Source organism: Aquimarina aggregata (assembly GCF_001632745.1).
GTDB lineage: Bacteria > Bacteroidota > Bacteroidia > Flavobacteriales > Flavobacteriaceae > Aquimarina > Aquimarina aggregata.
The window spans coordinates 53,555-79,648 of the sequence record NZ_LQRT01000010.1; the positions used below are offsets into that span (position 1 = coordinate 53,555).

At 33.4% G+C, this 26,094-nt stretch carries 26 protein-coding genes and 1 tRNA gene; 12 read left to right on the forward strand and 15 right to left on the reverse strand.

Annotation, left to right across the window (positions count from 1 at the left end; genetic code table 11):
* Nucleotides 1–2: 2 nt before the first annotated feature.
* The 11 genes from AWE51_RS10870 to AWE51_RS10920 form a co-directional block, all read right to left on the reverse strand.
* On the reverse strand, nt 3–962 hold the full coding sequence (locus AWE51_RS10870; RefSeq protein ID WP_066313404.1) for a sugar phosphate isomerase/epimerase family protein: 960 nt from the start codon (nt 960–962) through the stop codon (nt 3–5).
* 17 nt (nt 963–979) lie between these two features.
* Nucleotides 980–1,540 (reverse strand): D-lyxose/D-mannose family sugar isomerase, encoded by a 561-nt coding sequence (locus AWE51_RS10875; protein WP_082832402.1) that lies wholly within the window; start codon nt 1,538–1,540, stop codon nt 980–982.
* A 16-nt stretch (nt 1,541–1,556) separates the two neighbouring features.
* The gene (locus AWE51_RS10880; protein WP_066313407.1) at nt 1,557–2,825 is read right to left on the reverse strand and encodes an MFS transporter; all 1,269 of its coding nucleotides are present in this window, start codon (nt 2,823–2,825) and stop codon (nt 1,557–1,559) included.
* Nucleotides 2,818–3,453: a GntR family transcriptional regulator gene (locus AWE51_RS10885; protein WP_066313409.1), complete on the reverse strand. Its 636-nt coding sequence runs from the start codon at nt 3,451–3,453 to the stop codon at nt 2,818–2,820. The genes AWE51_RS10880 and AWE51_RS10885 overlap by 8 nt, the downstream gene beginning before the upstream one ends.
* 379 nt (nt 3,454–3,832) lie before the next feature.
* Entirely contained in the window at nt 3,833–4,528 is a 696-nt protein-coding gene (prfH, locus tag AWE51_RS10890) for a peptide chain release factor H (protein ID WP_066313411.1), read from the reverse strand.
* The gene (locus tag AWE51_RS10895; protein WP_066313413.1) at nt 4,525–5,073 is read right to left on the reverse strand and encodes a hypothetical protein; all 549 of its coding nucleotides are present in this window, start codon (nt 5,071–5,073) and stop codon (nt 4,525–4,527) included. Before AWE51_RS10895 ends, prfH begins: the two co-directional genes overlap by 4 nt.
* A 6-nt stretch (nt 5,074–5,079) precedes the next feature.
* Nucleotides 5,080–6,471, reverse strand: coding sequence for an RtcB family protein (locus tag AWE51_RS10900; RefSeq protein WP_066313421.1), 1,392 nt, complete (start codon nt 6,469–6,471; stop codon nt 5,080–5,082).
* Nucleotides 6,456–6,797 (reverse strand): hypothetical protein, encoded by a 342-nt coding sequence (locus AWE51_RS10905; protein WP_066313424.1) that lies wholly within the window; start codon nt 6,795–6,797, stop codon nt 6,456–6,458. Before AWE51_RS10905 ends, AWE51_RS10900 begins: the two co-directional genes overlap by 16 nt.
* A gap of 60 nt (nt 6,798–6,857) precedes the next feature.
* Nucleotides 6,858–7,145 (reverse strand): hypothetical protein, encoded by a 288-nt coding sequence (locus AWE51_RS10910; protein WP_066313426.1) that lies wholly within the window; start codon nt 7,143–7,145, stop codon nt 6,858–6,860.
* A 638-nt stretch (nt 7,146–7,783) separates the two neighbouring features.
* Nucleotides 7,784–8,200, reverse strand: a complete 417-nt coding sequence (locus tag AWE51_RS10915; RefSeq protein ID WP_066313428.1) for a hypothetical protein — start codon at nt 8,198–8,200, stop codon at nt 7,784–7,786.
* Between the two features lie 90 nt (nt 8,201–8,290).
* On the reverse strand, nt 8,291–9,682 hold the full coding sequence (locus AWE51_RS10920) for an RtcB family protein (RefSeq protein WP_066313430.1): 1,392 nt from the start codon (nt 9,680–9,682) through the stop codon (nt 8,291–8,293).
* Nucleotides 9,683–9,843: 161 nt separating this feature from the next.
* Here AWE51_RS10920 and AWE51_RS10925 point away from each other — a divergent pair, with 161 nt between their 5' ends.
* Entirely contained in the window at nt 9,844–10,863 is a 1,020-nt protein-coding gene (locus AWE51_RS10925) for a helix-turn-helix transcriptional regulator (RefSeq protein WP_066313431.1), read from the forward strand.
* 78 nt (nt 10,864–10,941) lie between these two features.
* On the opposite strand, the gene AWE51_RS10930 is transcribed toward AWE51_RS10925, so the two are convergent.
* Nucleotides 10,942–11,023: transfer RNA gene (locus tag AWE51_RS10930), tRNA-Leu, on the reverse strand.
* A 147-nt stretch (nt 11,024–11,170) separates the two neighbouring features.
* Between AWE51_RS10930 and AWE51_RS10935 the strand changes: the two genes are divergently transcribed.
* The 6 genes from AWE51_RS10935 to AWE51_RS10960 all read left to right on the forward strand — a co-directional run bounded on the left by AWE51_RS10935 (nt 11,171) and on the right by AWE51_RS10960 (nt 16,724).
* Nucleotides 11,171–12,112, forward strand: coding sequence for a ribose-phosphate pyrophosphokinase (locus AWE51_RS10935; RefSeq protein WP_066313433.1), 942 nt, complete (start codon nt 11,171–11,173; stop codon nt 12,110–12,112).
* Between the two features lie 26 nt (nt 12,113–12,138).
* Nucleotides 12,139–12,762, forward strand: a complete 624-nt coding sequence (locus tag AWE51_RS10940; RefSeq protein WP_066313435.1) for a 50S ribosomal protein L25/general stress protein Ctc — start codon at nt 12,139–12,141, stop codon at nt 12,760–12,762.
* Between the two features lie 132 nt (nt 12,763–12,894).
* Nucleotides 12,895–13,521, forward strand: a complete 627-nt coding sequence (pth, locus tag AWE51_RS10945; protein ID WP_066313437.1) for an aminoacyl-tRNA hydrolase — start codon at nt 12,895–12,897, stop codon at nt 13,519–13,521.
* 134 nt (nt 13,522–13,655) lie between these two features.
* The gene (locus tag AWE51_RS10950) at nt 13,656–14,588 is read left to right on the forward strand and encodes a bifunctional riboflavin kinase/FAD synthetase (protein WP_066313439.1); all 933 of its coding nucleotides are present in this window, start codon (nt 13,656–13,658) and stop codon (nt 14,586–14,588) included.
* A complete protein-coding gene (locus AWE51_RS10955; RefSeq protein ID WP_066313441.1) occupies nt 14,585–15,919 on the forward strand; it encodes an HTTM domain-containing protein in 1,335 nt (444 codons plus the stop codon). The genes AWE51_RS10950 and AWE51_RS10955 overlap by 4 nt, the downstream gene beginning before the upstream one ends.
* A gap of 136 nt (nt 15,920–16,055) precedes the next feature.
* Nucleotides 16,056–16,724: a lipocalin family protein gene (locus tag AWE51_RS10960; RefSeq protein WP_082832403.1), complete on the forward strand. Its 669-nt coding sequence runs from the start codon at nt 16,056–16,058 to the stop codon at nt 16,722–16,724.
* Nucleotides 16,725–16,791: 67 nt separating this feature from the next.
* Here AWE51_RS10960 and AWE51_RS10965 read toward each other — a convergent pair whose 3' ends face one another.
* From AWE51_RS10965 to AWE51_RS10975, 3 genes are all read right to left on the reverse strand, one after another.
* Complete coding sequence (locus AWE51_RS10965; RefSeq protein ID WP_082832404.1) at nt 16,792–17,373, reverse strand: M23 family metallopeptidase; 582 nt, start codon at nt 17,371–17,373, stop codon at nt 16,792–16,794.
* Between the two features lie 72 nt (nt 17,374–17,445).
* Nucleotides 17,446–18,156, reverse strand: a complete 711-nt coding sequence (locus tag AWE51_RS10970; protein WP_066313443.1) for a toxin-antitoxin system YwqK family antitoxin — start codon at nt 18,154–18,156, stop codon at nt 17,446–17,448.
* Between the two features lie 144 nt (nt 18,157–18,300).
* Nucleotides 18,301–19,485 (reverse strand): polysaccharide lyase family 7 protein, encoded by a 1,185-nt coding sequence (locus AWE51_RS10975; RefSeq protein ID WP_066313446.1) that lies wholly within the window; start codon nt 19,483–19,485, stop codon nt 18,301–18,303.
* A 487-nt stretch (nt 19,486–19,972) separates the two neighbouring features.
* On the opposite strand from AWE51_RS10975, the gene serS reads away from it, so the two are divergent.
* The 5 genes from serS (at nt 19,973) to mgtE (ending at nt 25,793) form a co-directional block, all read left to right on the forward strand.
* Complete coding sequence (gene serS, locus AWE51_RS10980) at nt 19,973–21,244, forward strand: serine--tRNA ligase (protein ID WP_066313449.1); 1,272 nt, start codon at nt 19,973–19,975, stop codon at nt 21,242–21,244.
* Between the two features lie 92 nt (nt 21,245–21,336).
* Entirely contained in the window at nt 21,337–23,124 is a 1,788-nt protein-coding gene (locus AWE51_RS10985) for a tetratricopeptide repeat protein (RefSeq protein WP_066313452.1), read from the forward strand.
* Between the two features lie 66 nt (nt 23,125–23,190).
* Nucleotides 23,191–23,505, forward strand: a complete 315-nt coding sequence (locus AWE51_RS10990) for a DUF4286 family protein (RefSeq protein WP_066313454.1) — start codon at nt 23,191–23,193, stop codon at nt 23,503–23,505.
* Entirely contained in the window at nt 23,498–24,358 is an 861-nt protein-coding gene (gene rsmA, locus AWE51_RS10995; protein ID WP_066313455.1) for a 16S rRNA (adenine(1518)-N(6)/adenine(1519)-N(6))-dimethyltransferase RsmA, read from the forward strand. Before AWE51_RS10990 ends, rsmA begins: the two co-directional genes overlap by 8 nt.
* Nucleotides 24,359–24,443: 85 nt before the next feature.
* Complete coding sequence (gene mgtE, locus AWE51_RS11000; RefSeq protein ID WP_066313457.1) at nt 24,444–25,793, forward strand: magnesium transporter; 1,350 nt, start codon at nt 24,444–24,446, stop codon at nt 25,791–25,793.
* The last annotated feature ends 301 nt before the right edge of the window (nt 25,794–26,094 follow it).

Genomic DNA, 26,094 nt, shown 5'->3' on the forward strand with positions numbered 1-26,094 from the left:
TTTTACAGTCTATAAATTTCTTTTCTTACTAATTGCATTAGATCCATATGTTTTTCCTCATGCATTAAGCGTCTGTACTTATCTCTGTCTAAGTTTTCTACAATATTCCAAATGGCTTTGTTCATTTCTGCATGCTCTCTGAAAAAACCAAGCATATCAAAAATTCTTGGTGAAGCATCTGCAGTAAAGTATTTGTCATAACCAAATTCTTTAGCATAAAAGAAAAACTCAACGGTATGTAAAAAGTTTCTTGACCCGCCTATCAAATCCCAATCAAACTGCCAGTCATTATCATTTGTGTGTAGGTAGTAATCGATATTTGATTGCTCACACAATGCCAGTATCTCTGCTGGATTTTCTTTGGCAAGTAGCGCGTGACCAAAATCTATTGTTATTCCTGTAGCCGCATTTTGAACTTCTTTTAAGAATACAATCGTTTTGGCACAACTATCTAAAAAGCAATTTACTCGAGTCTCATTAATTTTATATTCTACAAACAAAGGCATTTCTGGTTTATAATCTGCAGCTTCTGCGAAAGCATCTATCATATATTTCCATCCTTTTTGATAATCCACTTGAAATAGATTGTCATATCCATCTGATAAAGGACAGCATGTAACTAAAGGTGCTCCCACTGCTATAGCATAATCTTTTGCATCTTTAATCATTTGAACTGCATCGGTTCTCAAATTCTCCTTTGGTCTTGATAATGCCCCAGGAACCCATTTTGTTTCTTTCTTGATATTGGCATTAACAGCTGCAAACTCCAACCCCATATCTTGCATTAACTTTTTTGTTGAATCTGCCTCTTCTGTTTCATAAGGAAATACAATTTCGACACCTGTTACACCATCTATTTTTTGAACAATTTCTAACCTTTCTTTTAAACCAGTAGGCTTCTGGTATTCTGAAAACCTATCTTGTGTTTTACTTAAAAACGCTGTTATTATACTCTGTTTCATTTATTTTTATCTTTAATTTAATACGCACTACTTGGTGCTTCTTCAATTATAGTGTCTCTAACTATATTCGGATCTGTAAATTGATCGTTTAAATCTGTGACTGTAGTTGAAAATGAATACATAACTGCTCCTTTTTCACCTGCCTGAAACCAATGTTTAGTTCCTGCCGGAAGTTCTAATTGATCTCCAGGATTCATTACGATTTCATTACGCATGGTATAACAATCGTCTTTGTCATCTACTATGAAACCGTGTTTCATAGTATTTTCTCCTGGAATGTAGAAATATAACTCACCACTAATTGCTCTAATCACTTCTTCTTTTCCTGGATCATCACCCACCGTTGGATGCCAATGTTCTGGCTCTGTTTGATTTGGTAATAACACCAATATTTTACCTGCAATTCTTCCTGTCTGAAACATGGTTAATATTTGAACTCCCTCTTTTTTAATATGATTTAATCCAAAATCCGCAGCTGTCATTTTCTTTTTATCATCCTGTGTAAGTAGTATGCCGGCTTCTTCAATCATTTTGATTGATTTCTGACAGACTTCTTTAAATTCTTCAAACTTTATCATTCTGTTATACTCTTTTTTATGTTGTTAGGTGCAATGCTTTTTCTGGTTTAATAGATAACCAAATCGGAATTGCAATTAAATTTAAACCCGCTGCTAAAAAGAAAAATGGCGTATGCGAACCCGCAAAAGCCATCATATATGGAAACGCTAAAGCGGTAAAAAAAGATCCGAGATTGCCGGCCATATTCATAGTTCCGCTCACAGTACCTGAGTGTTCTTTTCCTACATCTAAACATGTAGACCATGAAGGGCTTAATGTCATATCGGCCCCAAAAACCGCCAATGATATAAAAATAACCGCACCATTCACTTCATTCATATAAACACTAGCAATAATACCAATAGTAGCAAGTGTAAACCCAATAATTGCAGGTAGTTTTCTAGATAATCCCCATTTATTCTTTTTATACACAAAATCAACCATCCAGCCTGAAAACCAATTTCCTAATGCTCCAAAAATAAATGGAGCTGAAGAATAAAAACCAGCTTCAACGACATCCAGATTATATTTTGCTTTCAAATATGGAAATAACCATGTAAGACAAAAGAAAAAGGTAAAATTGCTACAGAAATATTGTATCATGAGTAACCACATGGTACGTGACCCAAACATTCTTTTAAAAAGTATTGGTGATTTGTTTTTGCCTTTTTCTTGTATCCCTTCATCTATAATTACAAGTTCTTCTATGGTCATGGATTTATGATTTTTAGGATTATCCCTGTACCACCAAAACCAAATTAACGCCCATAAAACACCTATTCCTCCAAGTATTACAAAACTCATTCTCCAACCCACAAGGTTAATTAACCAAGCAACTATAGGCAAGGCTATAGCGGCCCCTATTCGTCCTCCTGAAAAATTAATACCATGAACTAAACCTCTTTCTTTTACAGGTATCCATTTAAAAATGGCACGTGCCATACCAGGAAAGGCCCCTGCTTCTCCCACTCCAAAAAGAAAACGCACTATTAATAGTGCGAAAAAATTATATACTACTCCTGTAATCGCGGTAAATATGGACCAAATACTTACTACAACTGTTAATACTTTTCTAGCCCCATACTTATCCGCCAAATATCCTGAAGGTGTTTGAAAAAGAGCATAACCAAGTGCAAAAATAGACAGCCCCCATCCCATTTCTTTATCAGATAGAGATAGATCACTTGCTACTGGATCCTTTGCCACAGAAATTAGTATTCTATCAAAAAGCACTATCATCGATAGGATAAAAGTCCCTAAGACCATTCGATACCTGACAGGAAAAAAAGAGGCTCTTTTATTCATTTATTTTTTTTAAAATTAGCTGCTTTGTCTTATTTAAATGTTCTTTGGCCATTGATTCTGCCAAATCAGCGTCTCTTTTTTCTATAGCTTCAATAATAGCGATATGTTCAGATAGTGTCTCTTTTGGTAATCTTAGCAAGCCTATCAAATCCATGCACACTAACAAATTACCTTGTTGAAAAAGCCTGTTTAAAAACCCATTTCCACTTCCTTTCATTATGGTATTATGAAATTTTGCATCTGCTTTCTGATATAAGGAATTATCGATATCTCCTTCCAAAAAAGGTGTAAATATTTTTTTAAGCTCGCTTATTTCTTCTGGCCCTGCATTATTTGTAAACAGTCTAACAGCTGTTCCTTCTAAAGCCATTCTACAATCGAAAATTTCTACGATCTCTATATCAGAAAACTCCTTTACAATGACTCCTTTTCTGGGTATAGAAACTATTAAACCCTCACCTTCTAGCATTTGTAATGCAGATCTTAAAGGCGTTCTACTAATCCCTAAAGTTTCGGCCAACTTATCCTGAACTATTTTTTGTCCAGGAGCTAGTTCTTTAGATATAATCATCGCTCTTACTCTTTTATAAGCCTGAGCACTTAACTCATTGTTGAAAATTTTATCCATGCAAATAACACTTTGTATACCGTATACAATTCTCGTATACGGTATACAATAATATAAAAAATATATGAATATCCTTTAGAGATTGCTTAAAAACCTTTGAACTAAACATCGACACAGATTTACCTTACAACAAGAAACACCATAGTTTTTGTGTATCACTATACCAGTTTTTATAATACTTCTTTTAAATCTTCAAGACAAGATTCTTACACATATGATCAAAGTAAAATGTTTTATCTGCATAAAATTCTCACAACAAATAAAGTAAAGCACAATGATTTACATCATATGTAAATCATTGTGCTTCACAGATTCATTTCCAAACGACAAAAACTAGCTACTGCAACCTTTGTTTTTTCACAGTAACTATCTGCCCTTATTAATCCCATTTTTCCTGTCTTAAATTGTTTCTAGATTCTTGTCGTTTAGACTTGTAACTTTTATTTATTTTCTGTTTTTTAAAATCGCTTCCTGTAAAAACACGAGTAGGATTTCCTCTTTCTAAATTGAGATGATTTCCCCATTGATGCTGAACCAATATTTTTAACTGTTCATTATTATATGTATCCACCTTTTCTTGCAATCGTTTTAAAGCTATCTTTTTATTTTGATGTTGCGATCTACTGTCCATCACCAAAACTTGTATGCCAGTTTTTGTATGAATCGCCCTTATAGCCGAACTCACTTTATTAACATGCTGACCTCCTGCTCCCGAACTCCTTATAGCCTGAAATTTTATTTCATTTTCTTTTAAGAGCATTTTTTCTGTTTCTTCAATTTCATGAATTCCTATAAACCAGTTTTTACGTTTATTAAACTTTCGAAATGATGATTTTCCTATCCATTGTATCGTACCTAACCAATCTTTTAAAAAAGGTTCTAATCCATTTCCTTTTAATTGAATAGTTGCAGATTGTAGCGTTCCGTTTTCGGCACCAACTTCCCTGTGTAAAAGTGTATATTTTATCCTTGCTACTTTTATATCTTCGATAAAATATTTTAAAACTTGAGCTACAACCCAACAACATTCAACAGGTCCTCTACCTGATGTTATTTGTATTATTTTTGTTTTCATTTTAAAGGTTTTTTTGATAGCAATGTATTCCCTACAGGATCTTTACCCTGATTTAACAATTTTGATGCTGCCTTCACTGCCCAGCATTTATCGCTAGAATGAATACTTGAATAATAGCCTAATAAAGTTTTAGGTGCTACTATTGTCCATCCATTAACAGTAATTGTTTCTACAGACGCAGATTCGAAAAAATCAATAGTGATTCGAATCTGTTTACCACTTTCTAACCAGTCTATTTTTTCATATCGTCTAAAATTCTCTTGACTTGGCAAATAATCATATCGTGTCCATACTTTTTGAAATCCCTGTTCTAAAAGAACGCTCATAACTTGTGGTACGTGTTTCGGATTAACAAAAATGTCAATATCCTTATGATCATGTGCATGCTTATATTCTGTATGATTATGCTCAGACATAAAATGCCAAGCCCAACCTCCAGAAATTACAATCCATTGTTTTAATTGTTCTAATATTTTTAAACCATGTTCTATTCTATAATCTGGCCATAGTTCTCCGTATCTTTTTATATTGTGATTTGCTCCCATAATTTTTTATTTATCCATTCTTACAATCTTTGGTGTAAAAGTTCCTAGTACCTCTACCAATTCTTGTTGATTATTCATTACTTTTTTAATGTCTTTATAAGCCATTGGTGCCTCATCGATACCTCCACCGATAAGGGTAACGTCATGTGTTTTTAATTGCTGTTTTATATCACTTTTAGTGAATTTCTCTTTACACTTTCTACGAGAATGTAAACGTCCCGCACCATGAGAAGCAGAATTTAAACTCTTGTCATTTCCTAAGCCTCTAACAATAAAACCTGGTGCTGTCATAGAACCGGGAATGATCCCTAACTCACCTCTTGAAGCAGGTGTTGCTCCCTTGCGATGCACAATACATTCTTTTTCGTTTATTGTTTCTTTCCAAGCAAAATTGTGATGATTTTCAATCTTTGCCACTGCTTTAGACCCTAACAATTTACCTATACGATAATGAATATCATCATGACATGCTTTTGCGTAATCGCCTGCTAAATTCATTGCCAACCAATACTCTTGCCCATCGTGTGTGTTTAAATCTAGCCATGCCAAATGCTGTACATTTTTAGGTAGCGGACACTGTTTGGTAGCTAAGTAGGTGTAATGCTTTGCAATATTTGCACCTAATCCTCTTGAACCACTATGCGATAAAACACCAATATATTCGCCTATATCTAGATTCCATTCGTTATGAACATCTGTAATAGTTACCTTTCCAAATTCTACAAAATGATTACCTCCTCCTGACGTTCCCAATTGTTTAAAGGCTTTTACTTTGAGTCTTTTTAACAATGGGATATCATTAAATTCTTGTCTCTCAAAAATCTCATGATCATGTTTTTTGTCATGTGTTTCATACATTCCAAATTTGGTATGGTTAGACAAGATATTCTCTAGCTGATGTTTCTTTCCTTTAAGGTAAGATGTCTTTATTGGGTAAATAGTTAAGCACATCCTACAGCCAATATCTACGCCAACACCATAAGGAATTACTGCATTTTCTGTCGCCAAAACACCCCCAATTGGTAAGCCATAACCCACATGCGCATCTGGCATTAAAGCTCCCGCAACCGCTATTGGTAATTTTAAGGCGTCATATAACTGATATTTTGCTTGTTCATCAATTTCGTTCTCGCCATAAATAGTAAAAGGAGCTCTTGTATTTTTTAGTTGATGCAACTTAACTTCTACAGGTTTTATTAAACCTTCAACCACTTTTCCCCAAATAGGATTATTCTGAAATTTTCCTGGATTAAGCAATACTTCTTTTGCTTCTTCTAATATTCGTTCTTTCTTTTCTCTTTTTCTGTATCGATTGATTTGTCCTAATGCAATATTGATACTGTTATTCTTTGGGAAACCTAATTTTATTAAGTCTTTCCCTTTTAGTTTATTTCCCATGTTATCTTTTCTTTTAAAATATCCTGAATCGAATATTTTTTTATGCCTTTAAGCGCTCTTTTTGTCTTTAATTTTTCTTTTTCTAGATGAGATTGATACCAATAATCTTTCCATCTATTTAATTTTTGGTCTGCCTCAAAATAACCCCTTTTTAAAAGCTGTTGTTCGAGTAAAGCAGACTCACTCTCTAATAGTGGATCAATGCGTTTTGAATGCGTTACATAGGCTCTTGTATATTTGACTCTGTAAGCTCCTTTTGGTATTCTTATATAGAATCTAAGTTTTAATTTTTTGCGCTCATTCTTATAGTAGAATGGTGTACACATACATTGTGCCTTAAAGCTTAATTTGTTAAATTGCTTTTTGTTTATAGTCGGAAAATCTTTCTAAATAAGGTGTTTTGAGGTTTGATACAGCCACTTTTTTTGTGCCTCTATTTTTGTTCTACCCCAAAAAGCTTTTTCGATCTTATCATATACTTCTAAAATAGCTGCTTTATTCTTGTATCGTTCTACTTTATGAGTAATTATAATTTCTTTAAACCAACCATGACGAATAGGCTTTTTTAACTCTATATAACCTAGTTCTCGCATTTCTTTCCTGATTTCAGAACGTCTTTTCCAAATGCGACGCACTTCCTTCTCTCTTTTTTCTTTGAGATGCTTTCGTGTCAATTATCATGTATTAATCTTACTATTGGTTTCGTGAAGATTCTTGTATGACCTACAATGGCATACAAAAAAGTCCGAAACTTTTTATGGCTTCGGACTCTTTTAATATGATAGATGCAATCTATTTAATAAGGAAAGTAGTCTCGAAGCAGATGCACAAAAGAACCTAGTTCTCTCTGCATGGTATTATGTAACTTGGTAAATAACATCATTACTTCGTATTTATAATTATTTGTGCTTTATTGCGATGCAAACCTATAACGTTTTTTTAAACTAAACAAGAAAAAATAAATTTTAATATATTGACAATCAGTCTTTTAAATTAATTTTAGACAATAAATTCCCTGTCCGTATTATACGGATAACAGCTACTTTTCATAACTATCTGTTAGGCTGATATTTAACTTTAAACTCACATTTTCTCAAATCAGAAAAAAAATTATAAAAAAAAGCGTCCAATTTCTTGGACGCTTTTTAGATTTTATATCTTTTTAAAGTTTTTACCTATTTCATACCCAACAGAAATAGCTTTTCGGCATCCCTTTTATATTTAATTAGTATACTAATCATAGGTCTAAACTTGTTTTTGTTTACAATTATTAAGTGCAAAGATGCCATTATTTTTTAATTTCTAAAAGGAATTAAAAAAAATTCATTTCGACCTTATCCCACACTTTTCTTATATAAGGTGTAATTGAAAAGATATTTTTCGCATCTTTTTCTTCTAAGAGACTCCAATACTTAATAATAGAAAAGTGTAAAAAGCATTCTTTTTCTAGAATGATTCTACAAACTTCCCACAGTTCTTTGATTTCAATATCTTCTTCAGAAAAACCATCATCAAAAGAAGAAACTATTAAGCTCATCAGAGTAAATTTATCATTATCATTATCTAATTCAGTTTGATATATTTTGAGAAAATCTGATAATCTTCCTGAATCAGCTACTATAAATTCCCAATCTTGTATCGATTCTTCCCAGTATAACCCCAAACGATTAGATAATTTTTTTTCAGATATTCCATTTGGATATCTTGTATATTGGTCTTCAATATTCATTCTTTAAGTGCTATAATAGTTCTAAAATCTAGAGAAGCAAAGCCTCAAGCCCTACTCCTCCATTCAACTGCAAACAAGATTTCTATACTCTTATTTTGCTCTATTTCTTTTACGCTTTTTCCAAGGCGCATTTTTCTTCCAGTCCCCCGCCATAATACAGCCATAAGGTAGGACCTCATCGATAACTTTTCCTAAACCAAATTCTTCCATTTGATTTCTTACGGTTTCAGCATCTTTATACGCACTTGGTAATTCTGTAATATCAATCTCCTCAGAGAAAAACCTAATATCTAAACCTTCAGTTTCTTCATTGAAAATCTCTTGTAGCGTTCCTGTTTTACTTTTTCTATGCTGTGTTCTACTTACATTTCTTCCGGCTCCATGCGGTGCAAAACCTAAATTAGAGTTTGTTGTTTCACCTTCTACTATTAAAACAGGTTCAGACATATTTAAAGGAATTAATCTTGGTCCTGTAATATCTGGCATAAACTTTTTGTCAAGAGGGGTTGCACCTTTAGCATGATAAAACAAATCACCATCTTTAAACACAAAATTATGTTCATTCCAAAACCTATTTTCCTTATCAATACTCAATTTCTCTAAAGTAGCATCGTGGATGACTTCGTGGTTTTTCTTTGTCCATTTTCTAATTATCTGCAAAGCATCCCAATATTGGTGCCCTTCATCTGTATCAAAAGGAATCCATGCATTTTGTTTTAATGTATCTGGCGATAATTCTTTTCTAAAACGCTCGGCTATTTTCATTCCTTTTGAGTATAAATTAGCGCCAAATCCTCTACTACCATGATGTGTAACCATCATAGTATTTCCTGTTTTTTTAGATGTACCAACAAACAAAAAGTGATTACCGTCTCCCTGCGTTCCTAAATGGGACCTAGCGGCAGAAATACACTTTTGATCATTTAGAAAATAGTTAGACTCAATTTCTTCTAACAAATCCATAGAAAATCTAAACTGGTTTTCTCTAGATCGACCACCTGGTCCAAAGTGTGTAATACTATGAGCTGCATCTAAAACAGTTTTAGGATCGACTTTTCCAAAATCTGTAAGCATCACCGAACAGCAAATATCTGCACTATGCATCCCTGGATGAATTGCATTTTTAGCGACTACAACACCCCCCACAGGAATGGTTCCATTACCTCCCGTAGGACATGCATCTGGCATAATTGACCCATTAATTAATGTTGGCGTCTTCATTAAAGTTTTCATCGTTTCAACAACCGAATTTACATTTGTTTCTTCTAGTTCATTTTCTGCTTTAATGTTAATTGAGAATGGAATTTCATTTTTATGCAAACCAATTGGATCAGGGGATTTAAATTGTTCTAAATAGTTATCTAACGCTTCACCTTTCAATTGCTTTTCATTGATATATTCTAATGCTTCTTTAAACCATTTAGCTGATCTAAAACCCATTTCGATTAATGTCTGCCCTGTAATCTTTGTTTTGTTTTCCATTTTAATTAAATTTAAACTCCGTCAGCTTCCTCGTCTGACGGAGCACTACTTACAAAGTCTATATAAAGACTTTTTCATTATTCTTAGGCAAATATTTTATCTATATACGCAATCTTTTTGCGTAGACATATTTATTTTTTATTTTTCAAAAAAACACACTTATGGCGCTAAACAAAAATGCTCTAATTCGTTACAAAACCATTGATAAATGTCTTCAGAATAATTATCGACAATGGACATTAGATGATTTGATAGAAGCATGTTCAGACACACTATATGAATATGAAGGAAGGTCGGTTAATGTGAGCAAACGAACTGTTCAGTTAGATATACAGATGATGCGTAGTGATAAATTAGGCTACAATGCTCCAATTGTTGTTTACAATAAGAAGTATTACAAATATGAAGAAGAGGGTTATTCTATTACAGATATTCCTTTAAATGAAAATGATATGAATGTATTATCTGAAACAGTTGAAATGTTAAAACAGTTTAAAGACTTTTCTTTGTTTTCTGAATTAGGCGGAATCATTCAGCGTTTAGAAGATAAAGTATATACTGAAAAGACTGATCAATCAGCCATAATTCATCTAGATAAAAATGAGAAATTAAAAGGTCTAGAACATTTAGATGTTTTGTATCAAGCCATCATTAAGAAAATGGTTTTAAAAATAAAATACCAATCTTTTAAGGCAAGAGAAGCTTCTGAGATTGTTTTTCATCCATATATATTAAAAGAATATAATAATCGTTGGTTTTTAATAGGAAGACCAGGAATAGAGGCAAAAAAGCCAATAGTTACTTTTGCCTTAGATAGAATTGTCGACATTGATTATGATACGTCAATTACTTATAAGAACAATAACTTTAATGGTGATGAATATTATAAAGATGTTATTGGCGTAACTGTTTCTAACACAAGAGCAGAACGCATTCAATTTTGGGTAGACAAGAAAAATGCGCCCTATGTAATCACTAAACCATTTCATAGTTCTCAAAGAATAATCAAGAAAACTGATGATGGTATTATTTTTAATATTTTCGTTCAGATTAATTTTGAATTAGAGCGCTTGATTTTAGGATTTGGAGATGCAATAGAAGTTATTAAACCCAAAAGACTGAGAGATCGAATGAAACGGAAGCTTGAAAAAGCTGCAGGGTTTTATGAAAATTTAGCTTAAAAGTTGTTCAATCGTACGTTCTTTAAAAGAAAAAATCCGCATTCATTGTTTCTACAACGAATAACGGATTTTCATCTGTACTCAAGGTGGGAATCGAACCCACACTTCCGAAGAAACTGGATTTTGAATCCAGCGCGTCTACCAATTCCGCCACTTGAGCCTATTTGGATGGCAAAATTAGCAAAATATTCGTTTCTCACCATCAAATAAGTGATAAAATAAGGGTAAGAGTTGAAATAAATTTTTAAATTTGCACCTTGTTTTCAAAAAATAAATTTTAACACATTACTATACAACACTTTACCCTATGTCAACTGCAGTCCCTGAAGCCAAATTTTTCGCATGTAATCAAAGTACCGAACTTGCAGAAAAAATAGTGAGTGCTTATGGCGCTAAACTTGGTAATGTGATAACATCAACGTATAGTGATGGTGAATTTCAACCTTCTTTTGAAGAATCAGTACGCGGATCACGAGTTTTTATTATAGGATCAACACACCCTAGTTCTGATCACTTAATGGAAATGTTATTAATGCTAGATGCTGCAAAAAGAGCATCAGCGCGACATATAACTGCCGTTCTTCCGTATTACGGATGGGCAAGACAAGATAGAAAAGACAAACCAAGAGTTCCTATAGCAGCAAAGTTAATTGCTAAAATGCTAGAAACTGCTGGTGCAACCCGAATTATCACTATGGATTTGCATGCAGATCAAATTCAAGGTTTTTTCGAAAAACCAGTAGATCACTTATTTGCATCAACTATATTTTTACCATACTTACAATCACTAAATTTGAGTGACCTTACTATTGCATCACCAGATATGGGTGGCTCTAAAAGAGCATACGCATATTCTAAAGCTTTAAAAAGTGACGTAGTAATATGTTACAAACAAAGAGCTAAAGCAAATGTAATTTCTCATATGGAATTAATCGGGGATGTTACAGGAAAAAATGTGGTATTAGTAGATGATATGGTAGATACTGCAGGAACCTTAACTAAGGCAGCAGATTTAATGATAGAACGTGGTGCAAAAAGCGTAAGAGCTATTTGTACACACCCTATCCTTTCTGGTACCGCATATGAGCGATTAGAAAATTCAAAATTAGAAGAATTGATTGTAACCGATTCAATTCCCCTAAAACAAACAAGTAATAAGATTAGAGTAGTTAGTTGTGCAGATTTATTTGCCGATGTGATGCACAGAGTACATCACAATGAATCTATCAGCTCTAAATTTATAATGTAGTAAATTAATAATTAATAAATTTTAAAATGAAATCATTAACAATCAATGCATCTCAAAGAGAAAGCGTAGGCAAGAAAGCAACAAAAGCCTTACGTAATGCTGGACAGGTACCTTGTGTTATTTACGGTGGAGACACTATTGTACACTTTGCAGCGCCAGAAATTGCTTTTAAAAACTTAGTGTACACTCCAGACGTTCATACCGTGGTAATAGCGTTGGATAATGGTACTAAGATAAATGCTATCTTACAGGATATTCAATTTCATCCTGTAACCGATAAAATTTTACACATCGATTTTGTTGAAATCTTTGACGACAAGCCAATCACTATGGAAGTTCCTTTCCAAACTACTGGAAATGCAAGAGGAGTTCTTGCTGGTGGGGTTTTACGTTTTAACCTAAGACGTATTAAAGTTAAAGGTCTTGCTTCAAAATTACCAGATGTAATCGAAGGAGATATCTCAAACCTTAGAATCGGAAACAAATTACTAGTAACAAGTCTTGCTAGTGAGGATTATACTATCCTACACCCAGATAACACTGTGGTTTGTATGGTGAAAACTTCTCGTACTGCTGTTGCAGATGATGAAGATGATGAAGAAGAAGGTGGAGAAGCTCCAGCTGCGGAAGCTCCCGCTGCTGAAGCATAAATCATAAAGTGTATACGCATATAAAAGCATTCTGATATGATATCAGAATGCTTTTTTTATTTTTGTACAGATTTTGAGAGCAAAGTTTAATGAACATACAATTATAACATTCTCTCAATTAAAAAATAGCGTATGATTTCTGGTATCAGAAAATTATTCTCAATAAAAGAAAAAGAAACTCGAGAAGACCTTATGAAAAAATTTCTTGTAGTTGGTCTTGGTAATATAGGGCCAAAATATCATAACACTCGCCACAATATCGGTTTTAAAGTGCTAGACGCTTTAGCTAAAGCCGAAGAACTCACTTTTGAAACTCAAAAGCTAGGAGATTTAACCACATATAAATTTAAAGGAAGGACAATTATTCTTTTAAAACCCAGCACCTATATGAATTTAAGTGGTAAAGCCGTTAGATATTGGCTAGAGAAAGAAAAAATACCCTTAGAAAATTTACTAGTCGTTACAGATGATATCAATCTTTCTTTTGGCACCATACGATTAAAAGGTAAAGGAAGTGCTGGTGGTCATAATGGCCTTAAGGATATAGAAGCACAATTAAATACTTCAAAATATTGCAGATTTAGATTTGGTGTAGGAGCAGAATTTAGTAAAGGGCGTCAAGTAGATTATGTTCTTGGAGAATGGAATAATGAAGAAGAATCAGCTATGCCAGAACGACTAGATATAGGAATCGCAATAATTAAATCATTTGCTACAGCAGGACTTGCAAATACTATGAACACCTTTAACGGAAAATAAATACAAAAATTCATCGTATTTCCTTAATTTTATACCACAAGAAAAAGCTATCATGTTTTGATGTTCAAACTATTGCATTTAACAAAAAACTGAACATCATAAAACTATAGTAATTTTATCAAAAATCAGACTTTTTGAAACGTTATACAGACGCTAAAACATACGAAAGACTAAGACCTTCGGTCGTTACTATAGGCACCTTTGATGGTGTACATATTGGTCATAAAAAAATAATCGAACGCTTACTAGAAAGTGCTAATAGAGACGGTTTAGAATCTATAATCCTAACTTTCTTTCCGCATCCCAGAATGGTCTTGCAACAAGACTCTGGTATTAAACTCATTAACACGATTGAGGAGCGCATACAAATCTTAGAAAAAACCGGTTTAGATAGCCTTGTAATTCACCCGTTTACGCAAGAGTTTTCTCGTTTGACCGCTGGAGAATACGTGCAACAAATGCTAATTGACTGTCTAGACATACGCCACGTAATTATTGGATATGATCATAGATTTGGACGTAATCGTAATTCTAATATTACTGATTTAGCATCCTATGGCATTCAAAATGATTTTACGGTAGAAGAAATCTCTAAACAAGATATCGACGATGTGGCTATAAGTTCTACAAAAATTCGAGAAGCACTTTTACAAGGAGACGTCGCTAAAGCTAATACGTACTTGGGCTATCAATTCATGTTAACAGGAAAAGTGATAAAAGGCAAAGAACTAGGACGTAAACTTAATTACCCTACAGCCAACCTACACATTGCAGAAGATTATAAATTAGTCCCCAAAAATGGAGTTTATATTGTAAAGTCCCATATAGATGGAAAGACATATTTTGGTATGATGAACATAGGTACAAACCCTACTGTAAATGGCACTACACAAAGTATAGAGACTCACTTTTTTGATGCAGATTTCAATCTTTATGACAAAAAGATCCAAATACAAATGCTTAAGCGAATACGAGACGAGAAAAAATTTGATTCAATTGCAGAGCTTCAAGATGCCATGCAACAAGATGAAGATTTCTCTCGCGAATATATAGATTCTTTGGTATGATTAATCGTTGGTTGTTTACACATATCGATAATAGTTCTCTAATAATTTTTCGAGTTTTCTTCGGGTTTCTTATTGCTGCCGAAGCTATTGGAGCAATATTTACAGGTTGGGTCACACGTACGTTAGTTGAACCCAATTTCACCTTTAATTTCATCGGCCTTGACTTCTTACAACCACTTCCTGGTAACGGCATGTACTTTTATTTTGCCGTAATGGGGATTTTTGGCCTTCTTGTAATGGTGGGCTTTAGATATCGAATGAGTATGATTGCCTATACTGTTATGTGGGCAGGAGTATATTTTATGCAAAAAGCATCTTATAACAATCACTATTACCTTTTATTACTGCTATGTATTATTATGAGCGTATTGCCTGCAGGTAACTATTTTTCTGTAGACGTAAAATTAAAACCACATATCAAGAAAATATCCATGCCCAGATGGGTTGTCTTATTTATTATTGCTCAACTATGGATTGTATATACCTATGCTTCAGTTGCAAAATTTTATCCAGATTGGTTAGATTTTACAGTAGCCAAAAATCTAATGGCGGCAAGAGCAAACTACCCTATTGTAGGTGGTTTATTGCAGGGACATTGGGCACATGTAAGTGTAGCGTATTTTGGTATTTTGTTTGATTTACTTATTGTGCCTCTTTTATTATGGAAACGAACCAGACTCACTGCTTTTTTCATCAGTATCTTTTTTCATTTGTTTAATTCTATTGTATTTCAAATCGGGATATTTCCGTATATGTCTTTGGCTTTTACTGTTTTTTTCTTTTCAAAAGAAACTATACATCGAATTTTTATGAAAAAGAAAGAATTTTACTCTGATGGCGAGGTAATTGTACCCAATTATAAAAAAGTGCTAATTCCAATCACTATAGTTTGGTTTGTACTACAAATTTCATTACCCCTAAGACACTGGTTTATTCCTGGAGATGTGCTATGGACCGAGGAAGGACATAGACTAAGTTGGCGTATGATGTTAAGAGGACGATCAGGTATAACCAATTTTTATATTGTAGATAAAAATGACACTAAAGCTAATCGCACCTATATTGATAAAAGAGAATACTTATCTAAAAAACAATTAAGACTTGTATCTTCTAAACCAGATGCTATGTGGCAATTTGCGCAACATCTTAAAAAAGATTTTGCCTCAAAAGGAAAAGATATATCTGTTTATGTTAAAAGTGACATGTCTATTAATGGTAAGAAACGTAAATCTTTTATAGATCCCGAAGTAGATCTTGCCAGTGTACCCTGGAATTATTTTACTACAAATCCTTGGATTATCAAATATAATACTGAAAGAAACCTCGAATAGTAATAGGGCTCGTTTATGAGTCGTATTGTTTGATTTCAAAAAAGATATTATAAAATTTTAACTTTTGTTTATGTATTGCGTATAATTGTTAAACATAACTTACAAGGTGTAAAACCAACTTTTAATTATTACACCTATGAAAAACATTATTTCTGTCCTAACTATTGGATTATCTATCCTATTACTAACAAGTTGTGAAAAACAATCTCTGGATAAAGATTATCCCAAAAGCATAGAGGCCATTGCCAACAACGACATTCAATCTATTGTAAATGAGGCCATTTCTCAAACTTCCCTTAAAAAACAACAAAAAGGGCCAGTACAAACAGTAAATTTTGTAGATCTATCCAGATATACTGGCAGATGGTACGAACTTGCTAATTTCCCTTCGTTTTTTAGTGAAAATTGCTCTTGCACAACTGCAGATTATGCACTCAATGCAGAAGGAATTAGCGTTTTTAACAATTGTACTCTTACTACTACGGGTATGTTTAATTCTATCAATGGTACTGCAGTAGCAGTAGATCAACAAACTAATGCAAAATTAAATGTATTCTTTGGCCCAGTTCCTGGGGACTATTGGATTATTGATCTTATAGGTTTTGATGAAGACGAACCTTACAATTTTTCTGTTGTCAGTGGCCCCAATAGGGACAGTTTATTTTTATTGAGTAGAACACCTCAGATTACAACATTCAAACAAAAAATAGCATTATTTAAAATTTTTGTTAATCTTATTTTACAAGGGTATGATTTAACTAAATTAGAATTTACGCCTCAAAGCCAAGATTGCTTATACCCATAGATTTTTTAATCATGCTAAACATTACAAGTCCCGTTATGATTATTTAAACGGGACTTTTTTTATAAAATTACTCCCGCAACCACGTATCGGGATCCAAATGAAACATTTTTCGATTACCTTGTATGACCTCAGGATCTCGTAACCACCAATACGGAAAAGGAGTTGTAATCGCATAATGCAAATGAGGAGGTTTACCAACGGCATTTCCAGTAGTTCCAACTGTTCCAAGTTTAGTGCCGCATGCGACAAGTTGAAATGGAAAAGCAACAACCTCATCCATATGAGCGTAGTAATGAAAGCGCCATTTGGGTCCTAATACCATAACCGTCTTCCCTCCTTTGCCTCCTTCGTAGGTATACAATACAATCCCATAAGTAGATGAAATGACATCTGTGCCCTTGGGTTTAAAAATATCAATCCCTTTATGTGTAATCGAGCTTCCCCATGGATATGCCCAAAATGAATGATCATCCCAATCGGCTATACTAGCTTCTTTAACAGGAATAATCATTTTTTGAGGAATAAGAAATCCTAACCCGATAACCAACATAGGAATCAATGTAAATTTTCTAGTTCTTTTATTTCTGTACAACGATCCCATTAGAATTAAAAGCGATGCTAAAAACCGTTTTGTTGTACTAGTAATCATAGTTTTAAATTTACAAACTACCCCTATTATTATAACCATATGAACCGCTATGCAGCTAACAACGAGTTCTAATTATTCATTTTCTTGTGTAGAGATCAGATTTCCATCAACATCAAAATATTCCCAGATACCCACTTTATTATCTGATTCATATCGCCCTTTTTCCATAATCTTCCCATTTGGGTGATATTTTTCATATTTTCCGTGCCACAACCCAGATTGATAGTTATACACTTCTTTAATGAGTCCTTCTTCACTATACTCTTTCCATTCGCCATCTCTTTCTCCATTATTATAATAGCCTGTGATTGATAATTCTCCGTTTTCGTAGTACTCTTTATAGACACCATGTACATTCCCATTTTGTATTGGTGTACTCATCTTAGGCTTTCCGTTTGCAAAAAAATAGTTTAGCTCTTTTATAGGAGTTCCATTTTCGAATGTTGCTCTTGAGTGCACAGCGCCATCAAAATGATAGGTTTCCCATACTCCATGTTGTTTATCATTCTTATAGTTTCCTCTTTTGGATAGTGTATTGGTTCTTAAATCATATGCTCTAGCTTCTCCTTCCTTAACTCCATTTTTATAGGGTATAGAATCTGCTTCTGCAGCGTCTTCATCATAATATACCCAAACTCCTATTTTCTTAGATTGTTTAACCTGTCCAATCCCTTTAACATTACCATTTTCATGATATTCTATCTCTTGTTTACCTGTTGAACTATTACAACTACTATATAAACTCAAAATCAACAAAAGAGATAACTTTATTATATTTTTCATATAACAATACTACACTTTTGTTCTCAAAGTAAAAAACAAGACATAATCTATAAGTACGAATATTCAAAAAAAATCAAAATCAAAACCGCTATTTTTATAGCGGTTTATGACGAAAATAAGAATGTGTGACTGTTGTTTTAGTATTTAATTCCAGACTAATTCATTAAAATTGATTCTTGTTCCTCCAGAATTTTGATTGTACACCCCAGCTTTCCAGTAGCTAGGATAATTCCAATAAGAAACATCTTTATTCACTTTAGTGTTACCATTAATTTTTATGGTCATGTTGCCATTACTAATACTAATATCACAATCAAAATACCCAGAAGGTGTTGGGCCACAATCTATATGTTGGGTAGCACTACCCCCGTTATCTTTTTTGACTGCCGCCCACAAATGGTTTCCGTTACCTCTTGATTTACTTCTATACATTCGTAACAAGGGTTTATTGGGACCATTACCAGCATTGGCATCGTCATGGATTTGCAAAAATGTAGTTTGATCTCCGGATTGCGAAATAAACTTTAGATTTGCGTGGGCATTTCTACTCCCATTATTCACGTTCCAGTTATTCAAAAAACGTAATTCTGTTCTTTTACTAGATCCTGTTTGGTAAAAGCCAATTTTATCAGAATCTACTACATAAAACCAATCAGAGCTATATCCGGCTTGCAGCTGACTGCTAGTTGCGGCAGTGCTACTAGTAGGAGCTTGTAATTTACTCTTGCGAATAGCATCTTTAAATCTTGGGATATCATATGGGTTATTATAATTGTTACCTCCGCCACCACACTGCTCCTCTACATCAAATATTTCCCAGGCACCTATTGCGGATCGATTGCAGTTTAATGGTTTATTTCCATTTTCTGAACTCACATATCTTCCATTATTTCCTCGTAATGCAATTTTACTAGTACCTCGATCTATAACCTCAAACAGTTCCCAAGCACCTATAGCTGTTCGATTACAAGTCATAGCTTTTTGTCCATTTTCTGAACTTACATATCTTCCGTTATTTCCACGCAATGCGATTTGACCATTGCTTCGGTTGATAACTTCAAATTTTTCTGAATCGCCAACAGTCAACTGATTTGCAGTTATTGGAACATTCGTATTTTGAGAAGTAACATATTTACCATTATTTCCTTTGATTGCGATAATATCACAAGCTATTGGCAACCCTTTTTGTAGTGCTAGGACATTGCTATTGCTTTCTAACACCTCATGAGAGCAAGAAGTAAAAGACACAATTCCAATAAAAATTAAAAAAATGAGCCTATAATTAAATGCAGTATCACGATACCGTTTTTGTAGTATTGAGCTTTTCATAGTTGTTGATTTATGTGTTAAAAAATAGTTACTGTTTTGATGTGCACCATCTATTTCTATAGATCATATTTTTACATAGTAGTCATACTAAATTAATTTTAACGTAATACAAAGTATCATTCATTTTGGTTGACCAATTATAAATATAGTTACAAATCGTCAAACAAAGCATTCACTATTAAGTATTTAACAGTTATTTCATTTAATTCTTGATGATCTCATTTAATTTATCCTAATTTTTTACCAATATCCCGACAACCTTAATTAGAGGTAGACGCATAGCGCATACATTAATGTAAAGTCTAAACATTATATTTTTAATTATGTTTTTTTACATTTTAATCCAACAAAACCGAAGCTTTATTTACATTTGCATTTTCCAACGCGATAGGGATAGTAGTAATATCCTTTTTTTAGTGCCCAGAGCTTGTTAAAGGGTGTAAAAAAGATGTAACCAATAACCTAACAATCGCCCAAAAAAGACATCATGTTAGTAGTATCACAAATCATAGCAAATAAAGAAGAGTATATCAAGGCCCTAGCCAAGCGTAATTTTGATGCTGTTTCGGTTTTAGACAAGGTCATTGCTTTAGACGAAGATCGTCGCGGGACACAAGCAAAGTTAGATAACATCCTCGCCGACTCTAATAAATTTTCTAAAGAGATAGGGATGCTTTTTAAAAACGGAGAGCAGCAAAAAGCTAATCTTTTAAAAGAAAAGACCGCTCAACTTAAAGAAAGTTCTAAAGAACTCTCTGTAACTCTAACTAATTTACAGAATGAACTTACAGATTTGTTATACACGATCCCAAATATTCCTCACGCATCAGTACCCAACGGATTAACTGATGAAGATAATGAAGAAGTGTATAAGGAAGGGGATATTCCTAAGCTTGATGATGGAGCTCTACCACACTGGGAGCTTGCCAAAAAATATGATATTATTGATTTTGAACTAGGTGTAAAAATTACAGGTGCAGGTTTTCCTGTTTTTAAAGGTAAAGGGGCAAGACTACAACGTGCCTTAATAAGTTATTTTCTTGACAAAAATACCGCAGCTGGATACAAAGAGTTTCAAGTACCGCATTTAGTCAATGAAGCTTCTGGCTATGGCACAGGTCAGTTACCTGATAAAGAAGGACAAATGTATCATGTCACGGGTGATGACTTATACTTGATTCCTACTGCAGAAGTTCCTGTAACAAATATGTTTAGAGATGAACTTGTTACCGAAAATGAATTACCAATTTGTTGTACTGGATATACCCCATGTTTTAGAAGAGAAGCAGGATCTTATGGGGCTCATGTACGTGGATTAAATCGTTTGCATCAATTTGATAAGGTAGAGATTGTGCGTATCGAAAAACCAGAAAATTCATACAAAGCCTTAGATGGTATGGTTGATCATGTAAAGGAAATCCTTAGAGAATTAAAATTACCATATCGTATCTTACGTTTATGTGGTGGTGATACAGGGTTTACCTCTGCATTGACATATGATTTTGAAGTATTTTCTACCGCCCAAGATCGTTGGTTAGAGATCAGTTCTGTTTCTAATTTTGAATCCTATCAAGCAAATCGTCTAAAACTACGTTTTAAAGATACAAATGGTAAAAACCAATTAGTACATACTCTTAACGGAAGTTCTTTAGCACTCCCAAGAGTTTTAGCCGGTATATTAGAAAACTATCAAACTCCTAAAGGAATTAAAATCCCTGACGTACTCGTTCCGTATTGCGGATTTGAATGGATTGATTAGCATTTTTTTAAGATATAGTAACTAGTGCTTTATGGTTCATACACCACTAAAGACTACTAACTATTTCTTATATTTACAAAAAAACCTGCTAGATGCGTACTGTATTTTTGTATATCGCCCTATTTTTTACTTTTTCAATAGTTGCCCAATCAGAGCAATTGGCGAAAAACTATATGCAACAGGGACAATATGAAAAGGCCTTATCTATTTATCAAAAGCTTTATGATAAAAATCCTAATCGAATTAATTATTTATTAGGTTTAGTACAATCTCATCAACAACTAGAACAATTCGAAAAGGCAGAGAATATTCTTAAAAAGAGAATCGAACAAATCCCTAATAATGCTCAAATATTAGTAGAATTAGGGCACCATTATGATTTACAAGACAATTCTGAGCAAGCTACTATTTACTATAATAAAGCGATAACAACTTTCGAAAATCATACTATAAACAATGCATATTCTCTAGCACAAACATTTGAAAAATATAGTCTTTTAGACCAAGCAGCACTTGTTTATGAAAAAGGAATGGAAGATAATCCTAGAGCCAATTTTAATGTGCAATTGGCAAAAATCTATGGTGAACAAGGAAAACTAGAAAAAATGTTTGATAGTTATCTTTCATTATTACAATCACAACCAAATTATGTGAATGTAGTTCAACGAAATTTTAGTGATTATATCCTTGATGACCCTACTAACGAAGCTAACGTTATTTTTAAAAAACTACTTATCAAAAGGCTGCAACAGAATCCTGACATACTCTATAATGAAATGCTTAGTTGGTTATTTATACAACAAAAAGAATTTAAAAAAGCATTTGTTCATGAAAAGGCTATTTATAAACGAAATGATGAAGGGCCACAGGGTATTATTGATTTAGCTAGAATAGCTATTTCCGAAAAAGATATTAAGTCAGCTACCGAAATCCTGGATTATGTGCTTGAAACTCCTGCATCAAAAGACATGAAACTAACAGCACATAAAATTATTCTAAAGGCCAAAGTCGATAATGCAAATAAAAAAGAATACAAAACCATTGTCGAACAATACAATACAGTTTTTAATGAATACGGAAAATCAAGTGCAACAATTGGTTTACAAATAGACTATGCACATTTTCTAGCATTCAATCAAGATAAAAAACAAGAAGCAATTCGGTTTTTAAAAGATTTAGTGAAACGTGAACGTTTATCAAGATTTCAATCTTCTCGAATTAAAATGGAAATTGCCGACATACTCGTACTAGATCAAAAATTTAATCAGGCATTAATCTACTATACTCAGGTACAAAATGCATTAAAAAACAATTTTCTGGCACAAGATGCGCGATTTAAAGTAGCAAAAACCAGTTATTACAAGGGTGATTTTTCTTGGGCGCAGACCCAATTAGATGTTTTAAAATCATCTACTTCACAACTCATTGCTAATGATGCGATGGAACTAAGCTTAATTATTAGTGATAATTCGCAGGAAGATTCTACACACACCGCTCTTAAGATTTTTGCTAAAGCCGATTTACTCGCCTTTCAAAATAAAAATGAAGAAGCTATTGCGATGTATGAAAAAATCTTAACAGAGCATAGAGGTGAAAAAATAGAAGATGAAGCATTTTTAAGACAAGCAAAATTGTTAGAAACAGAAAAGCAGTATGAACGAGCAAAAGTGAACTATCTCAAAATTATAGAATTTTATGCTGATGATATTCTAGCAGATGATGCCTATTATTGGCTTGCAGAATTGTACTCTAATCAATTAAACACTCCAGAAAAGGCTAAAGAACTGTATGAAAAAATCATCTTTAATCATGCAGATAGTATTTATTTTGTAGCTGCCAGAAAAAAATACAGAACATTAAGAGGAGACGCTATTAATTAGTATTTAGTTGGTGAATGGTAAAGGTTAGTTTATTTTTGCCAGATTATAAATCGTACATCAACTACTATGTATATCTACAATGTTACCATAAATATAGAAGAAACTATTCATGACGAGTGGCTTGCTTGGATGAAAGGTAATCATATTCCTAACATGCTCGCTACTGGTAAGTTTAGCAAAGCTTTAATGAGTAAAGTTTTGGTAGAAGAAGAAATGGGTGGAATTACATATTCTGTGCAATACACTACTAAAAACAAAGAAACGCTACAAAAATACTACACAGAAGATGCAGATCGACTCAGAGCCGAAAGTAATCGTTTTGCTGGCAAATTTGTAGCTTTTAGGACAGAATTAGAAATTGTGAGTGAACAAAATGGCTAAGCATAAGAAACATAAAAAATATAATCCTAATTATACCAAAAACTCAGAAAAAACTGCTGTTACGGCCAAAAAACATCTTGGTCAGCATTTTTTGAATGACGAACCTATCGCCAAAAAAATTGGAGATACCCTTACCCTTAATGGCTATCAAAATGTAATTGAGATAGGACCCGGTATGGGAGTTCTTACAAAATACATAGTGCAAAAAGATCTAAATCTTATTGCCATGGATTTAGATAGTGAATCCATAGCGTATTTAAACACTAGTTTTCAATTAGAACATAATGAGGTTTTAAGAAACACTTCTTTTAAAGTTTTAGAAGCTGATTTCTTAAAATTTGATCTAGACTCGTTGTTTCCCAATGAGCAATTTGCTATTACTGGAAACTTCCCTTATAATATTTCTACTCAAATTGTTTTTAAAACCATAGAACATAGAGATCGTATTCCTGAATTTACAGGGATGTTTCAAAAAGAAGTAGCACAACGCATTTGCGAAAAAGAAGGAAGTAAAGCTTATGGTATTCTCTCAGTACTTGCACAAGCGTTTTATGATGCAGAATACTTATTTAGCGTACCTCCCGATGTTTTTAACCCTCCGCCAAAAGTAGATAGTGGTGTTTTAAGGTTAATTCGAAAAAAAGATTATTCGTTACCTTGTAATGAAAAACTATTTTTCAGGGTAGTCAAAACCGCTTTTGGACAACGCCGAAAAACATTAAGAAATAGTTTAAAAGTTTTTCAACTCTCTGATGAGATTAAAGCTTCAGAAATTATGGCCAAAAGACCTGAGCAACTTTCTGTTCAACAGTTTTTAGAATTGACTTCGATTTTAGAAAAATCTCAAGAGTAATATCTTTAACATCGGCATAAAGTTCAATTAAATTCTTTGGTTATCTTTGTCAGCGTTTGCAAAAGGGATCACTAAATAGTAGTATATGCAATTTCAAGTAACAGATGAGCTTATCAAAGAGGTCAAAGATCTAATAAAAATAGAGGATGAGACTCAATTAAATACTGTACTACATGAAATACATTTTGCCGATGTTGCCGAAATTATTAGTGAACTTAATCTATCCCAAGCGACATATCTGATTAAATTATTAGACAGCGAAAAAACTTCTGAAGCTCTTATGGAACTTGAAGAGGATTTTCGTGAACGAATTCTTGAAAATCTTTCTGTAAAAGAAATTGCAGAAGAACTCGAGGAAATGGATACTGATGATGCTGCGGATGTCGTTGCCGAACTTCCTGAGGAACGTGCAGAAAAGGTTATTGCCGAAATTGAAGATGAGAGGCGCGCAGAAGATATTAAAGAGTTACTTTCTTATGCCGAAGATACCGCTGGAGGACTTATGGCCAAGGAACTAGTAAAAGTAAAAGAAACCTGGACCGTAGCTGGTTGCGTTCGTGAAATGCGAAGACAAGCAGAAAAGGTAACTCGAGTTCACTCTATATATGTAGTTGATAAAGAAGGTAAATTAAAAGGAAGACTATCTCTAAAAGATCTACTAACAGCATCTGCAAAGACCCATATCAGTGAAGTTTATATTCCTAAGGTTGATTCTGTAACTGTAGATACCGAAGGAGAAGAAGTAGCTAGAGTAATGCAAAAATATGATCTTGAGGCTATTCCTGTAGTAGACCATGATGAAGTATTAGTTGGCCGTGTTACTATAGACGATATGGTAGATTTTATTAAAGATGAAGCCGAAAAAGATTATCAATTAGCAGCGGGTATTTCTCAAGATGTAGAAGCCGATGATAGTGTTTGGGAACTCACCAGAGCAAGATTACCGTGGCTCATATTAGGCCTTTTTGGAGGGTTAGGTAGTGTATTTATTATGGAAAATTTTGAAGTTGCACTTACCAAATACAGAGAACTCTTCTTTTTTACTCCCCTAATCGCCGCAATGGCAGGTAATGTTGGCGTACAATCATCTGCTATTATCGTTCAAGGATTAGCTAATGATAATGTAAAAGGTAGCTTATTTAGCAGATTAGTTAAAGAAATTGGACTTAGTTTAATTAGTGGTGTTACTTTAGGAATTCTTGTTATTCTCTTTGGTTTTTTTGATGGCATGGATCTTTTATTCAGTTTTACCATAGCTATTTCAATGCTATGCGTTATTATAGTAGCTGCCTTGGTTGGGACTTTTGTTCCTATTATTCTTGATAAAAGAGGTATTGACCCTGCAATCGCTACAGGCCCTTTTATAACCACAAGTAATGATATCTTTGGTATCTTTTTATTCTTTTATATCGCTAAACTCATTCTTGGGTTTTAAAGCGAGCTAAACCGTACTTTATAATATAGTTTTACAAACCTTTTTTCAAAGTTTGTAAAAGCTGCCATTGCCATCTCTGCTCTAAAAAAAGCATGAACATCGTAATTGATTGGGATTAACAATATTCATAAAACAATCGATGTAGATAGCATAATTTTGAGAAAAACAGTAAACTATCCTTTCTCAAATGGTTCATTTTAAACAGCAATTTGTATTAGTACAACTGCAAATATTCCTTTTAAATGCTTTTTTTTCGTCCTCAACTTATTTCTTTTTTTAAATAAATGGTGTGATCGTAAGA